The sequence below is a fragment of the Clostridium saccharoperbutylacetonicum N1-4(HMT) genome (assembly GCF_000340885.1).
Lineage (GTDB): Bacteria > Bacillota > Clostridia > Clostridiales > Clostridiaceae > Clostridium > Clostridium saccharoperbutylacetonicum.
The window spans coordinates 673,764-692,725 of sequence record NC_020291.1; the positions used below are offsets into that span (position 1 = coordinate 673,764).

Here is an 18,962-nt window from a genome sequence, read left to right on the forward strand (position 1 = left end):
AGATGACCAATATTATAAATGGTCATCTTTTTTTGCTGTTAGAAATTAATTTGTTTGAAATATTCACTATTTCAGTTAAAGAATAGGTATCAGCTAATTCTTTTAATTTATTTCTCATTTTTGATAATTCCTCAGGATTATTTATTAAATTATCAACTACATTATTAATATTCCGTATGTGTTTTACATGTATGCAGTAACCCTCACCAACTAGAAAATCTATATTTTCATTTTCTTGGCCAGGAATTGCAAATGGTATAACTAAAGGAATATTTTTTACTATGGATTCTGTAACAGTTAAGCCACCTGGTTTTGATATGATAATGTCACAATAATCCATTAGATATGAAATATCTTTAGTAAAGCCTAATATATGAAGTTTTTTGTTTTCAAATGTATTGTTGTTGCAGTAACTAGTTAATTTGTTTCTTAAATTATCATTTTTTCCGCAAACAACTGTGATTCTTAATTTATGTTTATTTTTTAATAATTCCTTAAGAACTAGAAAAATTGTATTTAATCCAAGGCTACCGCTCATTAGCAATAGGTTGAAATACCCATCATTTTTTAATTCATTAACGGATGTAACTTCAGTATAAAATTTGCTATTAATAGGAATACCTAAAGGATATATTTTGTCTGGATTTATATGTCTATCAACTAGAGATTGTTTTGTATAATTACTACCAGTTATATACACATCAACATAAGGATCTACATATAAATAATGTGCCTTGAAGTCTGTAACAATTAAAATAAATGGAATTTTTAATCCTTGTTTTTTTAATGGAGAAATCACACTGATATTTATAGAATGTGTGGCAACAATTACATCAGGATTAAATTCGTTTATTAAAGTAACTGCTTTTCTTCTTGCAAAAAAGAAGAACGGTCTTAAAATTTTGTTAATTAATTTTGTATCAGTTAGGCTGTAAAACAAACCGTAAGTTTTTGGGAAGTATGAAGCTAAAAATTCATAACCTATTACAAGTATCTCATTAATGTATTTTGTATTTTTAGCTAGAAGATCCATTTTTTTTACTTCGTAATTAGCAGCTTTAAAAGATTCTTCTACAGAAGCAGCCGCTTGATTGTGCCCTTGTCCCGTAGAATTAGTTAAAATTAAAACTTTTTTCATGAAAGTCACTCATTTCAAAATGTATTATATTACATGGCTTACCATGTATATTATATTATATATATATTATAATATACATAAAAAAATATTAAGAATTGGTTAATATTTCTTAATTAATATGATTCTTTATGTATTGATAAGCATGAAGTAAAGTGGCTATACCACATTTTGTTGTTAATTTTAATATATGAAAATATAAAGTATATGAATTTAACTTTAAAATATATTTATTTCTGAAACATTAAAAAAAGGAAAGACTGTGTCTTTCCTAGGGGTATTACTTTTTGTCAAGGTTGAATCTCTTGTTGAATTTATCAACTCTTCCACCAACGTCAACAATTTTTTGTTTACCAGTGAAGAATGGGTGGCATTTAGAGCATATTTCAACTTTTAGTTCTTCTTTAGTAGAACCAGTAGTGAAAGTGTTTCCACATGCGCACTTAACCACTGCTTCGTGGTATTCTGGATGTATGCCTTCTCTCATTATTTTTCACCTCTTTCAATTATATAAACTTATGTTAATTATTCAATAACAACCATTAGATTATAGCACAGTGGAATTTTAGCGTCAATAATTAATTAGATTAGCAATAATATAAAAATATCTTTTTATGATGAGAATTAAATGATATAATCGAGTATGATACCTAAAAGGAGAATATTAATAAATGAGTAAATTATATTTTAGATATGGTGCAATGAACTCTGGTAAGTCAACTCATTTGATGCAGGTTGCACATAATTATGAAGAACGTGGTATGAAAATAGTAATTATGAAACCTAAAGTTGATAATAAAGGTGGAGAAACTCTTGTATCAAGACTTGGTGTAAAAAGAAAAGTGGATTTTTTGATATCTGAAGCTGAGGATATTAGAGAAATAGTACATAGTTATTTAAATAAAAATCAGAATATAGATTGCATATTAGTAGATGAAGTTCAATTTTTAAAAAGCCAGCAAATTGATGAGCTATTTGAAATTGCTGTGAAAATTAATATTCCTATTATATGTTATGGACTTAGGACAGATTTTAAAAGAAACGGGTTTGAAGGTAGTACAAGGCTGCTACTGCTCGCGCATAGTATTGAAGAAATGAAGACGATATGTGCGTGTGGTAAAAAGGCAATATTTAATGGAAGAAAAATAAATAATGAATTTGTCTTTGAAGGTCAACAGATTGCAATTGATGAGCAAGATAATGTACAATATGAATCTTTATGTGGAGAATGTTATTACAAATTTAAAGAAAAATAATATAAGAGAGTAAGTGATTTAGATAAATGAAAAGATGTGATGTTGGAGGGCAGGCAGTCATAGAAGGTGTTATGATGCGAGGTAGTAAAAGCCTAGCAACGGCTGTTAGAACTCCAAAAGGAAATATACAGATAGATTTTAAGGATAACAGGCCTATTACCAAGAAATTCCCGTTTTTAAATATACCTTTTCTTAGAGGCTTCTTTGTACTTGTGGAGTCAATGAAAATTGGTATGGAATCTTTAAATTATTCAGCTTCATTTTTAGAAGATGAAGAAGAAGAACCATCAAAATTTGAGAAATGGCTTGAAAACAAATTGGGTGAAAAAGCTAATAATGTGCTAATTGGAATAACTATGTTTATCTCATTTATTTTTGCAATAGGGCTTTTTGTTGCATTGCCTACAGGAATAGCTTCTTTTTTTAAAGTTCTAAGTGTTTCTAATGTTGTTTTAAATTTGGTTGAAGCTGTTATAAGAATAATAATACTTCTATTATATATGTTTTTAATAAGCAAACTTAGTGACATATATAGAGTGTTTCAATATCATGGTGCTGAACATAAGACTATATTTTGTTATGAAGCTATGGAAGAGCTAACAGTAGAAAATGTTAGAAAACAACCAAGACTTCATCCTAGATGTGGAACAAATTTTTTATTCTTAGTTATGTTTGTTAGTATAATAGTTTTTTCTTTTACTGGATGGGGTGGAATTGTAGAAAGATTAGTGCTTAGAATTGTATTTATACCAGTAGTTACAGGAATAAGTTATGAACTTATAAAATGGCTTGGTAAAAATGACAGCATATTAGCTAAAATCATAGCATATCCAGGTCTTAAGTTACAATTATTAACTACTAAAGAGCCTGATGATTCACAAATTGAAGTGGCTATTGCATCTTTAAAAGCTGCAGAAGGAATTAAGGATGCTAAAAAAATTGAAGATCTAATAAATTCTGGAACAGTTACTTTAAAAGATAAAGGAATTGATACAGCTAGATTAGATGCTGAGTTATTATTAGGAAGCGTAATTGAAAAGGAAAGAGTTTATTTAATTACTCATAAAGAAGAAGAAGTTAGTGAAGAGGATACTAAAAAGTACTTTGATTTAATTGAAAAACGTAGAAATAAAATGCCTGTTAAATATATTTTAAATAAATGTGAATTTATGGGGCTTGATTTATACGTTGAAGAAGGGGTTTTAATACCAAGAGATGATACGGAAATATTAGTTGAAGAAGTGCTTAAACTTATAGACGAAAGTGAAGAAAAGTATATATGTGATTTATGTTCAGGATCAGGGGCTATTGGTATAGCATTGGCAAGTTTTAGGCAAAATATAAAGGTAGATTTAATAGATTATTATCCAATCCCAGAAAAAGTTTCGTTAATTAATATACAAAAAATTAATCTGGAGAATAGAGTTACTTTTGTGAAAAGTGATTTGTTAGAAAAGCCTATAGAAGAGAAAAAAATATATGACATTATAGTTTCAAATCCTCCTTATATAGAAGAGGAAGAAATAAGTAAACTTATGGAAGATGTGAAGAATTATGAGCCTCATACAGCATTAAGTGGAGGTATCGATGGATTAGATTTCTATAAAAAAATAATTAGTCAAAGTCGAGAAGTTTTGCGGACATATGGCATATTAGCTTTTGAAATAGGATATAATCAAGGAGAAAGCGTAAAGTCTTTAATGGAAGAAAATGATTTTAAAGATGTAAGAGTAATTAAAGATTTTGCTGGTCTAGACAGAATAGTTATAGCAGTTAAGAGTTAATGTAGTTTACAGGTTACAATTTACAGTTTACAGTTAGAGGTGAGAAAAGTCAGGGATTTTTCTTGGAATATAAATTATAGAAATTACGAAGTAATTCCAACATTAACTGTAAACTGACAATTGTTAACTGACCAATTTTGTGGTATAATGAAAAAATGTGAAAAAATAAGTACGGAGTGATTTAGATGTTATTAGATAGATTAGAGTTCATAGAAAATAAATATGATGAATTATCAGTTAAGATCAGTGACCCATCAATTATGCAGAATCAAAATGAATGGAGAAAGCTTTGTAAAGAACATGCTGACTTAGAAGTAATAGTTAATGCTTATAGAGAATATAAGAAAGTTATAGAAGACTTAGAAGCTAACAAAGAAATGCTAAGTGGCGAAAGCGACAAAGAAATGAGAGAAATGCTAAATGAAGAAATAGCTGATCTTACTAATAAAGAAGCAGAATTAGAAAATCAAATACAAATTTTATTATTACCAAAAGACCCTAATGATGAAAAGAATGTATTCGTTGAAATCAGAGGTGGTGCAGGTGGTGAAGAAGCAGCACTATTTGCATACAATTTATTTAGAATGTATACAAGATACGCAGAAACTCAAAGATGGTCAGTTGAAATTATGAGTTTAAATGAAACTGATCTTGGTGGATTTAAAGAAGTTGTATTTATGATTAAAGGTAATGGAGCTTATTCAAAATTAAAGTATGAAAGTGGAGTACATAGAGTTCAAAGAGTACCAGATACTGAATCAAGTGGAAGAATTCATACATCAACAGTAACAGTAGCGGTACTTGCAGAAGTTGATGACGTTGAAATTGAAGTTTTAGATAAAGATATAAGAATAGATGTATTTAGAGCATCTGGTAATGGAGGACAATGCGTTAATACTACAGATTCAGCTGTTAGAATTACACATATACCTAGTGGATTAGTTGTTTCGTGTCAAGATGAAAAATCACAGTTGAAAAATAAAGAAAAAGCTATGAAGGTTTTAAAATCAAGACTTTTTGAGCAAGCAGAAAGAGAAAGAGCAGAAGGAATTGCTGAAGATAGAAAGAGTCAAGTTGGAACTGGAGACAGAAGTGAGAGAATTAGAACTTATAATTACCCACAAGGAAGAATTACTGATCACAGAATTGGCTTGACTTTATATAAATTAGACGCATTCTTAGGCGGAGATCTTGATGAAATGATAAATTCACTTATTACAGCAGACCAAGCGGAAAAAATGAAGTTAATGGGAAATACAGAAGTGTAATATTTACCAAGAAAGCCTTGCATTAGTTTGTGAGGCTTTCAAAGTACTTTGGGAGATTAGATATGGATATATATAGGGCTGTTAAAAGAGAAAAAGCACATCTTAGAATATTTTTAATTATAATGGGTTTAATTGCTTGTATACTTCCTTTAGCGTTATTAGTCACTGGATTAACAAAAGTATTTTATATAAGCTATGTGTTTTTTATTGAGTTGTTAATTGTAATTTCTATTATTATTAAAATGAATGGATATAAGGTTGAATACAGATATTTAAGTAATAGGTTAATATTTAAAACGGGGATTTTTACAAAAGAAAATTTAATTATATGTGATAAAGTTGCTTTAGTACATACAAATAAATCAGATTTTGATTTAGAAATAGTTATTGTTACGAGTGTAGTTTTTAAAAATAGAGCATTGAGACCAATAGATAAAAACTTTTTTAAAAGATATCCTCAAATATCTAAGGATTATAATGCTATTAAACAGATAAATCCTCAAAACGATTATTACTTTCAAGTTATTAAAAGAGGTGGTCTTAAAAAATATTTATTACTTGATTCAATATATAGACATTGTGTAAAAGCTATATATACTGGTGAAAGTATACAGAATATAAAAATAGCAAGAGGGCAGCTTATAGTTTAATACATACATTTCAATTGTCAATTAATGATAAAATCCATTAGGGATTTCTTGAAGTGAGATGTAAAATCTTAATTAGAACTTATATATAATTAATGTGCTGATTCGGAAAGAGGTGTTGTTAGTTGAAAACTAAGGTTTATATAATTAAAGATCCTAAAGTAGATGAAAAGAAAATAGTAGAAGCAGCTGAAATTATTAAAAATGGAGGTATTGTAGTATTTCCAACCGAAACAGTTTATGGGTTAGGTGCAGATGCACTTAATGAAAAAGCAGTGGAAAAAGTATTTATGGCTAAAGGAAGACCGCAGGATAATCCGTTAATTATTCATGTTGCTTCAAAAAATGTGGAACTGTATGCAAAAGAAGTTCCAGAGGTTGCAAAACAATTGATAGACAAATTTTGGCCAGGTCCGTTAACAGTTATTTTAAAGAAGAAGGATATAATACCTGGAGTTACTAGTGCTAATTTAGATTCAATAGGTATTAGAATGCCAGATGATGAGATTGCTAGAAAGTTGATTGAACTGTCTAATACTACTATAGCTGCACCATCGGCCAATATAAGTGGAAGACCAAGTCCGACAGATTTTCAAAGATGTATAGAAGATTTAGATGAAAAAGTTGATTGTATTTTAGGTGGAGAGCAAAGCAATATTGGAGTTGAATCTACTATTGTTGATTGTACTGTAGTTCCACCTATTGTTTTGCGTCCGGGTGGAATAACATTGGAGATGCTTAGAGGGGTTGATTCTGGTATTCAGTTAGATAAGGCTATTATGCAAAAGCCTCAAGAGAATTTAAAGCCTAAAGCTCCAGGTATGAAGTATAAACATTACTCCCCTAATGCTAAAGTTACGGTAATAACTGGAGAAAGAAAAAAAACTATTGAAAAAATAAAAGAAATGGTACACTATAATATAGAAAAAGGTAAGAAAGTTTGTATTTTAACTGTTGAAGAAAATGTTAATGAATATACAGATGGAGTTAGCATAGTGATAGGCAGCATAAAAGATTTATCAACTGTAGCTAGAAATTTGTTTGAAGCCTTAAGAAAATGCGATGATTTAGGAGCAGATATAGTTTTGGCTGAGGGATATGAAGAAAAGGGTGTAGGTATAGCTATTATGAATAGATTAAATAAGGCAGCTGGATTTGATATTATTGAGGTTTAACTCAGTTAGCAATGTTAAATTATCAATTGTCAATTGTCAATTGTCAATTGCGAAAATATATTCTAAAATAATATATTTCTAATTAATAAATATGATTTGGAGATGATTTGTTATGAAAATTGCAATAGGATGCGATCATGGTGGAGTAGAACTAAAAAATGAAATAATTAAGTTTTTAAATGGCGAAGGATATGAAGTAAAAGATTTTGGAACACATTCAACAGATTCATGCGATTATCCTGATATTGCATTACCAGTAGCAGAAGCTGTAGTTGCAAAAGAATATGAATTTGGAATATTAATTTGTGGTACAGGAATAGGAATAGGCATTGCTGCAAACAAGGTTCCAGGTATTAGAGCTGCATTGTGTTCAGATACCTTTAGTGCACATGCAACAAGAGAGCATAATAATGCAAATATATTAACTATGGGTCAAAGAGTTGTTGGAACAGGTCTTGCTTTAGATATTGTAAAAACTTTCTTATCATCAAAATTTGAAGGTGACAGACATCAAAAAAGAATAAACAAGATTTCAGATATAGAAAAAAAATACACACATTAAAAAAAGCAGCTATGCTGCAACCAAGATCATAAAAAACAAACTATATTCTGCGAAAGCCTAAAAAATGCAGATATACTATGATAAAGATAAAGAAAAAAGCAGCTATGCTGCAACCAAGATCATAAAAAACAAACTATATTCTGCGAAAGTCTAAAAAATGCAGATATACTATGATAAAGATAAAGAAAAAAGCAGCTATGCTGCAATTAAGATCATTAATAAAATAGGTATGATGTAACTGCAAGCGATAAAAAAGCAGGTATACTGAACTAAGAATATAAAAAGAACAGACATACATTGCTAAGGTTATCAAAAAGCAGTTATGCAGTACTGAAAAACATAAATTAGAAAATACATATAATGTATAAAATATAAATATCAATAGTAAAATTGGAGGAATAAAAAAATGAGTAAAGTTATCGAGATAAATCACCCACTAATATTACATAAGTTAGCCTTCTTAAGGGATGAAAAAACAGGGTCAAAGGATTTTAGAAAGTTAGTAGAAGAAATTTCTATGTTAATGGCTTATGAAGTTACAAGAGATTTTCATACAGAAGAAGTAGAAGTGAAGACACCAGTAGCTGTGGCAAAGTGTAAAATGCTTGCAGGTAAGAAAATGGCAGTAGTTCCGATTTTAAGAGCTGGTCTTGGAATGGTTGATGGAGTATTAAATTTGATTCCAGCAGCTAAAGTTGGTCATATTGGATTATATAGAGATGAAGAAACACTTCAACCTGTTGAATATTTTTGTAAATTACCACAAGATATAGCTGAAAGAGATATTATAGTAGTTGATCCAATGCTTGCAACAGGAGGATCTTCAATAGATGCTTTAACTATGCTTAAAAATAGAGGAGCAAAAAATTTAAAATTAATGTGTTTAGTAGGTGCCCCAGAAGGAATTGAAGCTGTTAAAAAAGCACATGATGATGTTGATATTTACTTAGCATCTATAGATGAAAAATTAAATGAACATGGTTATATAGTACCAGGTCTTGGTGATGCAGGAGATAGATTATTTGGAACTAAGTAAAAAATACATCAATAAAACCCATATAAATATCTAGAGTTATTAGTATAACCCAAAATAATTTATACTTACGGGGGATGTGTAGTATGGAAAGAAGAGATAAGCATAATTATTATTTAGATATTGCAGAAACAGTTCTAGAAAGAGGAACTTGTTTAAGAAGAAACTATGGTTCAATAATAGTTAAAAACGATGAGATAATTTCTACTGGATATACAGGAGCGCCTAGAGGAAGAAAAAACTGTATTGATTTAAATAATTGCATAAGGGAAACTCTTAATGTTCCAAGGGGAACACATTATGAATTATGTAGAAGTGTACATAGTGAGGCTAATGCTATAATAAGTGCTTCAAGAAGGGATATGATTGGAGCAACACTTTATTTAGTTGGAAAAGATTCAAAAACAAAGGAATACGTAAAAGATGCTAATTCATGTTCAATGTGTAAAAGATTGATAATCAATTCAGGAATTATTAATGTTGTTATACGAGATTCGAAGGATGAATATAGAGAAATTGATGTGAATTCATGGATAGATGATGACGATTCTTTAAAAATTACTATGGAAGCAGGATATTAAATTGTGCCGAAGGCAATAATTTAAGGTGAAATCTATTGGTGGAATTTTAAAATCCATAAAAACTATGGTTTTATCCTCAACAGTTGACTACTGATTTACTAGTAGTTGACTTAATCAAGCTTAAATTGGAGGAAGTAAAAATGAGTACAAAGAAGATTATTACCATTTTTGGAACTAGACCTGAAGCTATAAAAATGGCACCTCTAGTAAAAGAATTGGAAAAAAGAGAGCAAATTGAGTCAAAAGTTTGTGTAACAGCTCAACATAGAGAAATGTTAGATCAAGTTTTAGAGTTATTTGACATCAAACCAGATTTTGATTTAAATATAATGAAAACAAAGCAGACGTTAACAGGTATTACAAGCAGGGTTTTAGAAGGTTTGGAAGAAGTGTTTCAAGAAGAAAAACCTGATATGATTTTAGTTCATGGAGATACAACAACAACCTTTGCTGGATCACTAGCTGCGTTTTATCAACAAATTAAAGTTGGTCATGTTGAAGCTGGTCTTAGAACGTTTAATAAGTACTTTCCTTTTCCAGAAGAAATGAATAGAAAGCTTACAGGAAGCTTAGCAGATTTACACTTTGCACCAACTAAGGGGTCAAAAGAAAATTTATTAAGAGAAGGCATAAATGAATCTGACATATACATTACAGGAAACACTGTAATTGATGCTATGAGACATACTGTTGAAGAAAATTATGTTTTTGAAACTGACGAATTAAATAATATAGATTTCAATAGAAAAGTTATAATGATTACAGCTCATAGAAGAGAAAACTGGGGAGAAGGAATTCAAAATATTTGTGAGGCTTTAAATAAGATAGTTGAGCAAAACACTGATGTAGAATTAGTATATTTAGTTCATTTAAATCCAGTAGTTAAAGATGTAGTTTTTGAGAGATTAGGTGGAAAGGATAGAATACATTTATTATCCCCATTAGATACTAAAGAAACTCATAATTTAATGAATAAATCATTTATGGTAATGACCGATTCTGGTGGATTGCAAGAAGAAGCACCTCATTTAGGAAAACCTGTACTAGTATTGAGAGATGTTACTGAAAGACCTGAAGCAGTTGAAGCTGGTACAGTTAAGCTTGTGGGAACTGATGTGGATAAAATAGTGAGTGAAGCTAATAAATTATTAAAAAATTCTGAAGCATATTCAAAAATGAGTAAATCTATTAATCCTTATGGAGATGGAGAAGCTTCAAGAAGAATAGCAGATGCTATATTAAAGTATTTTGAATTAAGCTCAAATGAAGTAGATGAGTTTAAAAATATAAAATAGTATAATTAGTGTATTAATTGGATTAGAGTTATGTTTTGCAAGCATATTTGCTTAATTTTTATAGAAATTAAGCAAATATGCTTTTTTGGTATGGATAATTATAAAAGTATGAAGTTTGTTTAAAATTTAACAAAATTTACTTGATAAAAAAAATAATAGAGGGTATAATTTAGATATGTTAATAATTTAACGAAAATAAATATTTTATAGAATTTTAGGAGGTCAAACATGAGAGACGTAGTTATTGTAAGTGCCGTAAGAACAGCATTAGGAAGTTTTGGTGGAGCATTAAAAGATGTATCTGCAGTAGATTTAGGAGCTTTAGTAATTAAAGAAGCAGTTAACAGGGCTGGAGTTAAACCGGAATTAATTGAAGAAGTTATAATGGGTAATGTAATTCAAGCAGGACTTGGTCAAAACACTGCAAGACAATCAACAATAAAAGCAGGATTACCACAAGAAGTTTCAGCTATGACTATAAACAAAGTTTGTGGTTCAGGACTTAGAGCAGTAAGTTTAGCAGCCCAAATGATAAAAGCTGGAGATGCTGATGTTATTGTTGCTGGTGGTATGGAAAATATGTCAGCTGCACCTTATTTATTAAAGTCTGCTAGATTCGGACAAAGAATGGGTGACGGTAAAATGGTTGACTCAATGATAAATGATGCATTATGGGATGCTTTTAATAACTACCACATGGGAGTTACAGCTGAAAATATTGCTAAAGAATGGGGATTAACTAGAGAAGAACAAGACGCTTTTGCAGCAGCTTCACAACAAAAAGCTGAAGCAGCAATTACATCAGGAAGATTCAAGGATGAAATAGTTCCAGTTGTTATCCCACAAAGAAAAGGAGACCCAAAAGTATTTGATACAGATGAATTTCCTAGATTTGGAACAACTGCAGAATCTTTAGCTAAATTAAAACCAGCATTTATAAAAGAAGGAACAGTAACAGCTGGTAATGCTTCAGGAATTAATGATGGAGCAGCAGCATTTGTTATTATGAGTGCAGAAAAAGCAGCAGAATTAGGAATTAAGCCAATGGCTAAGATTCTTTCTTATGGTTCAAAAGGATTAGATCCAGCTATAATGGGATATGGTCCATTCCATGCAACTAAAAAAGCATTAGAAAAAGCTAACATAGCAATTGAAGATTTAGACTTAATTGAAGCTAATGAAGCTTTTGCAGCACAAAGTTTAGCTGTAGCTAAAGACTTAAAGTTTGATATGTCAAAAGTAAATGTTAATGGTGGAGCAATTGCTTTAGGTCATCCAGTTGGAGCATCTGGAGCAAGAATCTTAGTAACTCTTCTTCATGAAATGGAAAAGAGAGATGCTAAGAAAGGTCTTGCAACATTATGTATAGGTGGAGGAATGGGAACAGCTCTTATAGTTGAAAGAGTTTAGTATACAAGTTCACATTCGCAACAAGTTACTATGATAAGATATATTATCATAGTAACTTTTTTATATAATAAAAATTTTAATTGATTCGGTATAAAAGAGTATACTAAAGAGGAAAATAGTATTTGAATTAGTGAGTGATTGATTAATTAATAATGAATAATTGATTAATTAATTAAAAATAAAAAATAAATTTTGAATAAGTAAAAATTTATATATTCAAATATCATATTTTGAATGTAAAGGAATTATCATTAAAAAAAACTTAAAAAAGGTGATATTTCTCCAAATTTCATAGAATTGATAAAAATAAATAACAAATTTTGTAATGAAAATGTTAACATAAAAAGCCAAATAATTATTCAATTAACAAAATATTCTGAAAAAAGACTTGAGAGCTATAATAAAAGTCAAAAAATAAGAAAAAAAAAGAAAAATGTTGAAATTGCTAAGCATTCGGGAGTATTATCGTTATAATTAACTTATATAGGATATACAGACGCAATTTAACTAAAAATAGTAATTTGTTAATGATAAACATAAAAGATATAATATATCTATTGAGGTTAAGGGGGATGTGTATGAATAAAGAGATGAATAAACTGCTTTTACAAACCATAAAATATGATTTGGTAAGTGGTATATTAGTAGCTTTAGTGATAGCATTTACTTCTACCTTTATAAATGCAGGAATCTATGCAGTAGGGATTTGTGTAGCTTTAGCTAATTTTTTGGCGTATGGATACATAATTGAAAAATATTTGAGGAAAGAAGGAAAGCAGTGGATTATATCAGTGACATATTTTTTAAGGATGGCATTCATAGTTGCTACTTTCATGCCATTTGTAAAAAATATATCTTATATGATGTACTACATGGCAGGTTTTGTTTCTCATTATATTCTATTGGTTGGATTCAACATAAAAAATAGGAAAGGAAGTGTTTAGGTTGAAGGAATTAATACCTATATTTTCCCCCGAAATTTTTGGCATTACAATCGACATTACAGCAAGCATAATAGTCGAGTGGGTTGTTATTTTAATTTTGGGAATAGGTGCTTTTCTATTAACAAGAAATCTGAAGTTGAAAGATCCTAGTAAGACTCAATCGGCTTTGGAAAAAGTTTATCAATCTATACGTGACTTGTTAGTTAGTGTTATGGGAGAAGAGTACGAGTCATTTTTGCCTTATATAGGAACATTAATGATTTATTTACTTATCTTAAATTTCACAGGATTAATAGGTATTGCGCCACCAACATCTGACTTAAGTGTAACAGCATCATTTGCAATAGTTACCTTTTTAGTTGTAAATCTAAATGCTATTAAGAAACACGGCATTTTATCTTATGGAAAAGGGTTATTGCATCCATATGCATTTATGTTACCAATTAACATAATGGAGAGATTTGTACTTTTAGTATCACTGTCCCTTCGACTTTTTGGTAATATGGTTGCAGCGGTAATAATATTGGATCTGATTTATGAACAATTAGGCCATATTGCAATGCTTGCACAACTTGGTACACCAATCTTTTTACATGGATACTTTGATTTGTTTGATGGTGGAATCCAAATGCTTGTATTTTCAATGTTAACAATGATTAACATTAAAGTAACGGCAGATCATTAAAAAAATAAAAAACTATAAAAATTTAATTATTTAGGAGGAATCACAATGGGATTAGGAGTTTTAGCAGCTGGTATAGCTGTATTAGCAGGTATTGGAGCAGGAATAGGTATAGGTATAGCTACAGGTAAGGCAGCAGAAGCTGTTGGTAGACAACCAGAACAAATGGGTAAAATTCAAACTATGTTAATTCTAGGTGCTGCACTTTCAGAAGCAACTGCAATCTATGGATTAGTAATTGCATTCTTAGTAATGAACAAATAATAACTAAATATGAGTTTGTATGAGTTAATTATATTGACTCCGAAGGGAGGATATAGGTAAAAGATGGAAATAAAATTATCAACGTTAATAATGAACTGGGTTAATTTTGGTATTATAATTTTGATTGCAAGGCATTTCTTTTGGAATAAAATAAAAGGAATACTTTCAGACAGACAAAAATATGTAAATGACAAGTTAACTAAAGCAGATGAAGATGCTGAAAAAGCAAGACTATATTTAGTTCAAAATGAACAAATTTTAAAATCAGCAAAAGAAGAAGGCAATAAAATCACCGAAATGCAAAAGCAAAAAGGTGAAAAGCTTTATGAAGAAATTGTTGGTGATGCAAAAGCAGAAGCAGTTTCTGTAAAGGAAAGAGCTAATCTAGAAATTCAAAGAGAAAAAGAAAAAGCAGAACATGAGATAAGAAAGCAAGCTGTAGATTTAGCGGTAGAATTATCAGTTAAAGCATTAGGACAACAAATTGATCAAGATACACATAGAAAACTTATCGGTGATTTTATTGCTAAGGTAGGTATGTAGGTATGTATGAATATTTAGATCGAAGATATGCTTTAGCGCTATATGAAATCGCTGAAAAAAATAATAAAGTGGATGAATATTTACAGGACTTAAGAGATATTTGCGATCTATTTGATAGCAATGAAGACTTTTATCAAGTAATTAAACATCCAAAAGTAAATACAGCTAAGAAAAAACAATTATTCAATGATTTGTTTAAAGGAAAAATTGATGAAGAACTACTTGCTTTTTTAATTGTATTAATTGAAAAGGGAAGAGTACTTTATTTAAGAGAAAAGCTAAATCAAATGGTAGACATTGATTTAGAAAGAAGAAACACTATAAGAGGTGTAGTTAAAACTGCTGTGCCACTTTTAGATGAAGAATTAGAACAATTAAAAAATATCTTTGAAAAGAAGTACGATAAAACTATATTATTTGATACAAAAATAGATAAAAGCCTTTTAGGTGGAGTTTATGTTAAAGTTGGAAATGATATTATTGATGGTACTATAAAATCAAAGATAGAAGAAATGAAAGAATTAATGCTTAAGAAAGAATAGAGGTGAATCCATGAATATTAAACCAGAAGAAATAACTTCTATTATCAAAAAAGAAATAGAAAAGTATGAGAGTGATATTAAAACAGTAGATTCTGGTACTATAATCCAAATAGGAGATGGTGTTTCAAGAGTTTATGGATTAGACAATTGTATGCAAGGGGAATTATTAGAATTCCCTAATAATGTATATGGGATGGTTTTAAATCTTGAACAAGATAACGTTGGATGTGTTCTTTTAGGAGATGAAAAAGGAATAAAAGAAGGCGATATAGTTAAAGGAACTGGAAAAGTTGTTGAAGTTCCTGTAGGGGAAGCAATGATAGGAAGAGTTGTTAATGCTTTAGGAGAACCAATTGATGGCAAAGGCCCTATAACAGCTGCTGAACACAGACCAGTTGAAACACCAGCTGCTAGTATCATTGACAGAAGCTCAGTTAATCAACCATTACAAACAGGAATTAAGGCTATAGATTCTATGATCCCAATTGGTAGAGGTCAAAGAGAACTTATAATTGGAGATAGACAAACTGGTAAAACAGCTATAGCTATTGATACAATCTTAAACCAAAAGGGAAAAGATGTTATTTGTATATATGTAGCTATTGGTCAAAAACAATCAACAGTTGCACATCTTGTTAATACTTTCACTGAAAATGGTGCTATGGATTATACTGTAGTTGTAAGTGCTACTGCATCAGAAACAGCTCCACTTCAATATATTGCACCATATGCTGGATGTAGTATAGGTGAATATTTCATGCATCAAGGTAAAGATGTATTAATAATTTATGATGATTTATCTAAGCATGCAACTGCCTATAGATCAATGTCATTACTACTTAAGAGACCACCAGGAAGAGAAGCTTATCCAGGGGACGTTTTCTATATCCATTCAAGATTGCTTGAAAGAGCAGCTAAATTGTCTAAGGAATTAGGCGGAGGTTCAATTACAGCACTTCCAATAATAGAAACTCAAGCTGGAGACGTTACTGCGTACATACCAACAAATGTTATTTCTATAACAGACGGACAAATATTCTTAGAATCTGATTTGTTCAATGCAGGTCAAAGACCAGCGGTTAATGCTGGTATCTCGGTATCGAGAGTTGGTGGTAGTGCACAAATCAAAGCTATGAAGCAAGTAAGTGGTACTCTAAGATTAGACCTTGCACAATACAGAGAATTAGAAGCATTTACTCAATTTGGGTCTGATTTAGATGCCGATTCTAGCAGAAGACTTGAAAAAGGTAAGAGACTAGTTGAAGTATTAAAGCAAGATCAATATAGTCCACTTGAAGTTGAAGAACAAGTTATGATGCTATATGCAGCAGTTAACGACTTCTTATCAGATGTTAAAGTAAGCGATATAAAGAGATTCGAAAAAGAATTCTTAGAATATGCTGATACTCACTATAGAGAACTAGGAAAATCAATTCTTACAGAAAAAACTTTGAATGATGAAATAAAAGCAAAGTTAGAAGAATCTATAGTTGAGTTCAAAAAGATATTTTTAAAAGAAGCATAGCTTAAACTTTTAAGCTATGCCCTTCTTAGGAGGTGGAAATCATGGGCGCAGCTGGACTTCTTGATATTAAGAAAAGAATTAAGTCAGTTGAAAGTACAAGAAAAATCACTAATGCAATGGGACTTGTTGCCACTTCTAAGTTAAGAAAAACTAAAAAAGAGTTTGCAGTAAACAGTAAGTTTACTGATATAACTGAACCAATTGTAAGAAATCTTGCAACTGCAGCATCTGAAGATGGAAGCAATGTTTATTTTGAAGGAAATGATAGTAAAAATAAATTATATGTTGTAATAACTTCGGATTCGGGATTATGCGGTGGGTTTAATAGTAGTGTAGTATCTCAATTAGCACAAGTTATTGGAAAGAATAGAGATACAGCGAAGGTTATTTTAGTTGGAAGCAAGGGTCTTGGTTATTTAAAGAAAATTAAGGTAGAGCCAATAGAAGAATATGTAGATATTGGAGATGTACCAACAGTAAGCGAAGCAAAAGTAATATTTGATAAAGCTCTTGAAATGTACTTAAATGGTGAGGTTTCAGAAGTAAATATCGTATATTCTGAATTCGTATCATCAGTTAAGCAGGAAACAAAATCAGTTAAGATGTTACCTATAGAGAAATCAGAAGGTAATGGTGTAGGATCATTCATTATTGAGCCTAGTGTAGAATTAGTATTAGAAGATACGCTTAATATTTATTTAAAAGGAAAAATTAGAGGCATACTTTTAAGTTCAAAATGTAGTGAACAAAGTACAAGAATGACTGCTATGGATGGAGCTACAAAGAATGCTGATGATTTATTAGATAAGTTAAAGCTTAAATTTAATAGAATTAGACAAGGTGCGATCACACAAGAAATATCTGAAATTGTTGGAGGAGCAGCAGCTCAAAATTAGTAAGGAGGTATCTTAATGCCTGGAAAGATGGGAAAAGTGGTTCAAGTAATTGGACCAGTAATAGATATAAAGTTTGATTCAGATTCCCTTCCGAATTTATACAATGCGATTGTAATTAAGGCGGGAGATAATGAATTAGTAGCAGAAGTTGAACAACACGTTGGAGATGATATAGTCAGAACAATAGCTATGTCAGCTACAGAAGGTTTAAAAAGAGGAATGGATGCTGTTGATACAGGAGCACCTATTTCTGTTCCAGTAGGTCAAGAAGTATTAGGAAGATTATTTAATGTTTTAGGAAAGCCTATAGATAATTGTGGTGATGTTGAAATCAAACAAGAATACCCAATTCATAGGCCAGCACCTAGCTTTAAAGATCAATCAGTTGAGCCTGAAATGTTTGAAACAGGTATCAAGGTAGTAGACTTACTTGCACCATATCAAAGAGGTGGTAAGATCGGTCTATTCGGAGGAGCCGGAGTTGGTAAAACAGTATTAATTCAAGAATTAATAAATAATATAGCTAAACAACATAATGGATTATCAGTATTTACTGGAGTTGGTGAAAGATCAAGAGAAGGTAACGATTTATACTATGAAATGAAAGAATCAGGGGTTATTGACAAAACTGCACTAGTGTTTGGTCAAATGAATGAGCCACCTGGAGCTAGAATGAGAGTTGCGTTAACTGGACTTACTATGGCAGAATACTTCAGAGATAAGGGCCAAGATGTGTTATTATTCATAGATAACATATTCAGATATACGCAAGCAGGTTCTGAGGTTTCAGCGTTACTTGGAAGAACACCTTCAGCCGTTGGATATCAGCCAACACTTGCAACTGAAATGGGTGCACTTCAAGAAAGAATTACATCAACAGTTAATGGATCAATTACATCAGTTCAAGCAGTATATGTTCCTGCCGATGACTTAACTGACCCAGCACCAGCAACAACATTCTCACATCTAGATGCAACAACAGTTTTATCTAGAAGTATAGTAGAGCTTGGTATATATCCAGCTGTAGATCCATTAGAATCTACTTCAAGAATTCTTGATCCAAGAATAGTTGGTGAAGAACACTATAAAGTGGCAGCAGAAGTTAAAAGAGTACTTGAAAAATATAGACAATTACAAGATATCATTGCTATCCTAGGTGTAGATGAATTAGGAGACGAAGATAAGGCGGTAGTTGCTAGAGCAAGAAGAATACAAAGATTCTTATCTCAACCATTTACAGTTGGTGAACAATTTACAGGATTAAAAGGTAAGTATGTAACTGTAAAAGAAACTATTAGAGGATTTAAAGAAATTCTTGAAGGTAAATATGATGAGTTACCTGAATCAGCATTCTTATTTGCAGGTACTATAGATGATGTTATAGAAAAAGCTAAAACTTTAGGATAAGGGGATGAGCAAC

Annotated in this window: 20 protein-coding genes; 18 read left to right on the forward strand and 2 right to left on the reverse strand. The window is 30.6% G+C overall.

What is annotated here, in order from left to right; genetic code table 11:
• Nucleotides 1–22: 22 nt before the first annotated feature.
• Both CSPA_RS02965 and rpmE read right to left on the reverse strand, forming a co-directional pair.
• Complete coding sequence (locus tag CSPA_RS02965; protein WP_015390725.1) at nucleotides 23–1,138, reverse strand: MGDG synthase family glycosyltransferase; 1,116 nt, start codon at nucleotides 1,136–1,138, stop codon at nucleotides 23–25.
• 277 nt (nucleotides 1,139–1,415) lie between these two features.
• Nucleotides 1,416–1,622, reverse strand: a complete 207-nt coding sequence (gene rpmE, locus CSPA_RS02970; protein ID WP_015390726.1) for a 50S ribosomal protein L31 — start codon at nucleotides 1,620–1,622, stop codon at nucleotides 1,416–1,418.
• Nucleotides 1,623–1,806: 184 nt separating this feature from the next.
• On the opposite strand from rpmE, the gene CSPA_RS02975 reads away from it, so the two are divergent.
• From CSPA_RS02975 to atpD, 18 genes are all read left to right on the forward strand, one after another.
• A complete protein-coding gene (locus tag CSPA_RS02975) occupies nucleotides 1,807–2,391 on the forward strand; it encodes a thymidine kinase (RefSeq protein ID WP_015390727.1) in 585 nt (194 codons plus the stop codon).
• Nucleotides 2,392–2,417: 26 nt separating this feature from the next.
• Complete coding sequence (gene prmC, locus CSPA_RS02980) at nucleotides 2,418–4,175, forward strand: peptide chain release factor N(5)-glutamine methyltransferase (protein WP_015390728.1); 1,758 nt, start codon at nucleotides 2,418–2,420, stop codon at nucleotides 4,173–4,175.
• A gap of 185 nt (nucleotides 4,176–4,360) precedes the next feature.
• On the forward strand, nucleotides 4,361–5,443 hold the full coding sequence (gene prfA, locus CSPA_RS02985) for a peptide chain release factor 1 (protein WP_015390729.1): 1,083 nt from the start codon (nucleotides 4,361–4,363) through the stop codon (nucleotides 5,441–5,443).
• Between the two features lie 62 nt (nucleotides 5,444–5,505).
• Entirely contained in the window at nucleotides 5,506–6,093 is a 588-nt protein-coding gene (locus CSPA_RS02990) for a hypothetical protein (RefSeq protein WP_015390730.1), read from the forward strand.
• A gap of 122 nt (nucleotides 6,094–6,215) precedes the next feature.
• Nucleotides 6,216–7,265: an L-threonylcarbamoyladenylate synthase gene (locus CSPA_RS02995; protein WP_015390731.1), complete on the forward strand. Its 1,050-nt coding sequence runs from the start codon at nucleotides 6,216–6,218 to the stop codon at nucleotides 7,263–7,265.
• Between the two features lie 112 nt (nucleotides 7,266–7,377).
• Nucleotides 7,378–7,827, forward strand: a complete 450-nt coding sequence (gene rpiB / locus CSPA_RS03000; RefSeq protein ID WP_015390732.1) for a ribose 5-phosphate isomerase B — start codon at nucleotides 7,378–7,380, stop codon at nucleotides 7,825–7,827.
• Between the two features lie 406 nt (nucleotides 7,828–8,233).
• Nucleotides 8,234–8,863 carry a uracil phosphoribosyltransferase gene (gene upp, locus CSPA_RS03005; protein WP_015390733.1) on the forward strand — a complete coding sequence of 210 codons (630 nt, stop codon included), beginning with the start codon at nucleotides 8,234–8,236 and terminating at the stop codon, nucleotides 8,861–8,863.
• Nucleotides 8,864–8,946: 83 nt separating this feature from the next.
• A complete protein-coding gene (locus CSPA_RS03010; protein WP_015390734.1) occupies nucleotides 8,947–9,441 on the forward strand; it encodes a deaminase in 495 nt (164 codons plus the stop codon).
• Between the two features lie 140 nt (nucleotides 9,442–9,581).
• Complete coding sequence (gene wecB, locus CSPA_RS03015; protein ID WP_015390735.1) at nucleotides 9,582–10,736, forward strand: non-hydrolyzing UDP-N-acetylglucosamine 2-epimerase; 1,155 nt, start codon at nucleotides 9,582–9,584, stop codon at nucleotides 10,734–10,736.
• Between the two features lie 228 nt (nucleotides 10,737–10,964).
• Nucleotides 10,965–12,146 carry an acetyl-CoA C-acetyltransferase gene (locus CSPA_RS03020; protein ID WP_015390736.1) on the forward strand — a complete coding sequence of 394 codons (1,182 nt, stop codon included), beginning with the start codon at nucleotides 10,965–10,967 and terminating at the stop codon, nucleotides 12,144–12,146.
• 578 nt (nucleotides 12,147–12,724) lie between these two features.
• Nucleotides 12,725–13,090, forward strand: coding sequence for a hypothetical protein (locus CSPA_RS03025; RefSeq protein ID WP_015390737.1), 366 nt, complete (start codon nucleotides 12,725–12,727; stop codon nucleotides 13,088–13,090).
• Nucleotide 13,091: 1 nt separating this feature from the next.
• Nucleotides 13,092–13,775, forward strand: coding sequence for a F0F1 ATP synthase subunit A (locus CSPA_RS03030; RefSeq protein WP_017810835.1), 684 nt, complete (start codon nucleotides 13,092–13,094; stop codon nucleotides 13,773–13,775).
• Nucleotides 13,776–13,820: 45 nt separating this feature from the next.
• Entirely contained in the window at nucleotides 13,821–14,036 is a 216-nt protein-coding gene (gene atpE, locus CSPA_RS03035) for an ATP synthase F0 subunit C (RefSeq protein ID WP_015390739.1), read from the forward strand.
• Between the two features lie 63 nt (nucleotides 14,037–14,099).
• The gene (locus CSPA_RS03040; protein WP_015390740.1) at nucleotides 14,100–14,579 is read left to right on the forward strand and encodes a F0F1 ATP synthase subunit B; all 480 of its coding nucleotides are present in this window, start codon (nucleotides 14,100–14,102) and stop codon (nucleotides 14,577–14,579) included.
• Between the two features lie 2 nt (nucleotides 14,580–14,581).
• Nucleotides 14,582–15,121, forward strand: a complete 540-nt coding sequence (locus CSPA_RS03045) for a F0F1 ATP synthase subunit delta (protein ID WP_015390741.1) — start codon at nucleotides 14,582–14,584, stop codon at nucleotides 15,119–15,121.
• Nucleotides 15,122–15,131: 10 nt separating this feature from the next.
• Nucleotides 15,132–16,646 carry a F0F1 ATP synthase subunit alpha gene (gene atpA, locus CSPA_RS03050; protein WP_015390742.1) on the forward strand — a complete coding sequence of 505 codons (1,515 nt, stop codon included), beginning with the start codon at nucleotides 15,132–15,134 and terminating at the stop codon, nucleotides 16,644–16,646.
• A gap of 41 nt (nucleotides 16,647–16,687) precedes the next feature.
• On the forward strand, nucleotides 16,688–17,542 hold the full coding sequence (gene atpG / locus CSPA_RS03055) for an ATP synthase F1 subunit gamma (RefSeq protein ID WP_015390743.1): 855 nt from the start codon (nucleotides 16,688–16,690) through the stop codon (nucleotides 17,540–17,542).
• 15 nt (nucleotides 17,543–17,557) lie between these two features.
• Complete coding sequence (atpD, locus tag CSPA_RS03060; RefSeq protein ID WP_015390744.1) at nucleotides 17,558–18,949, forward strand: F0F1 ATP synthase subunit beta; 1,392 nt, start codon at nucleotides 17,558–17,560, stop codon at nucleotides 18,947–18,949.
• Nucleotides 18,950–18,962 lie beyond the last annotated feature (13 nt).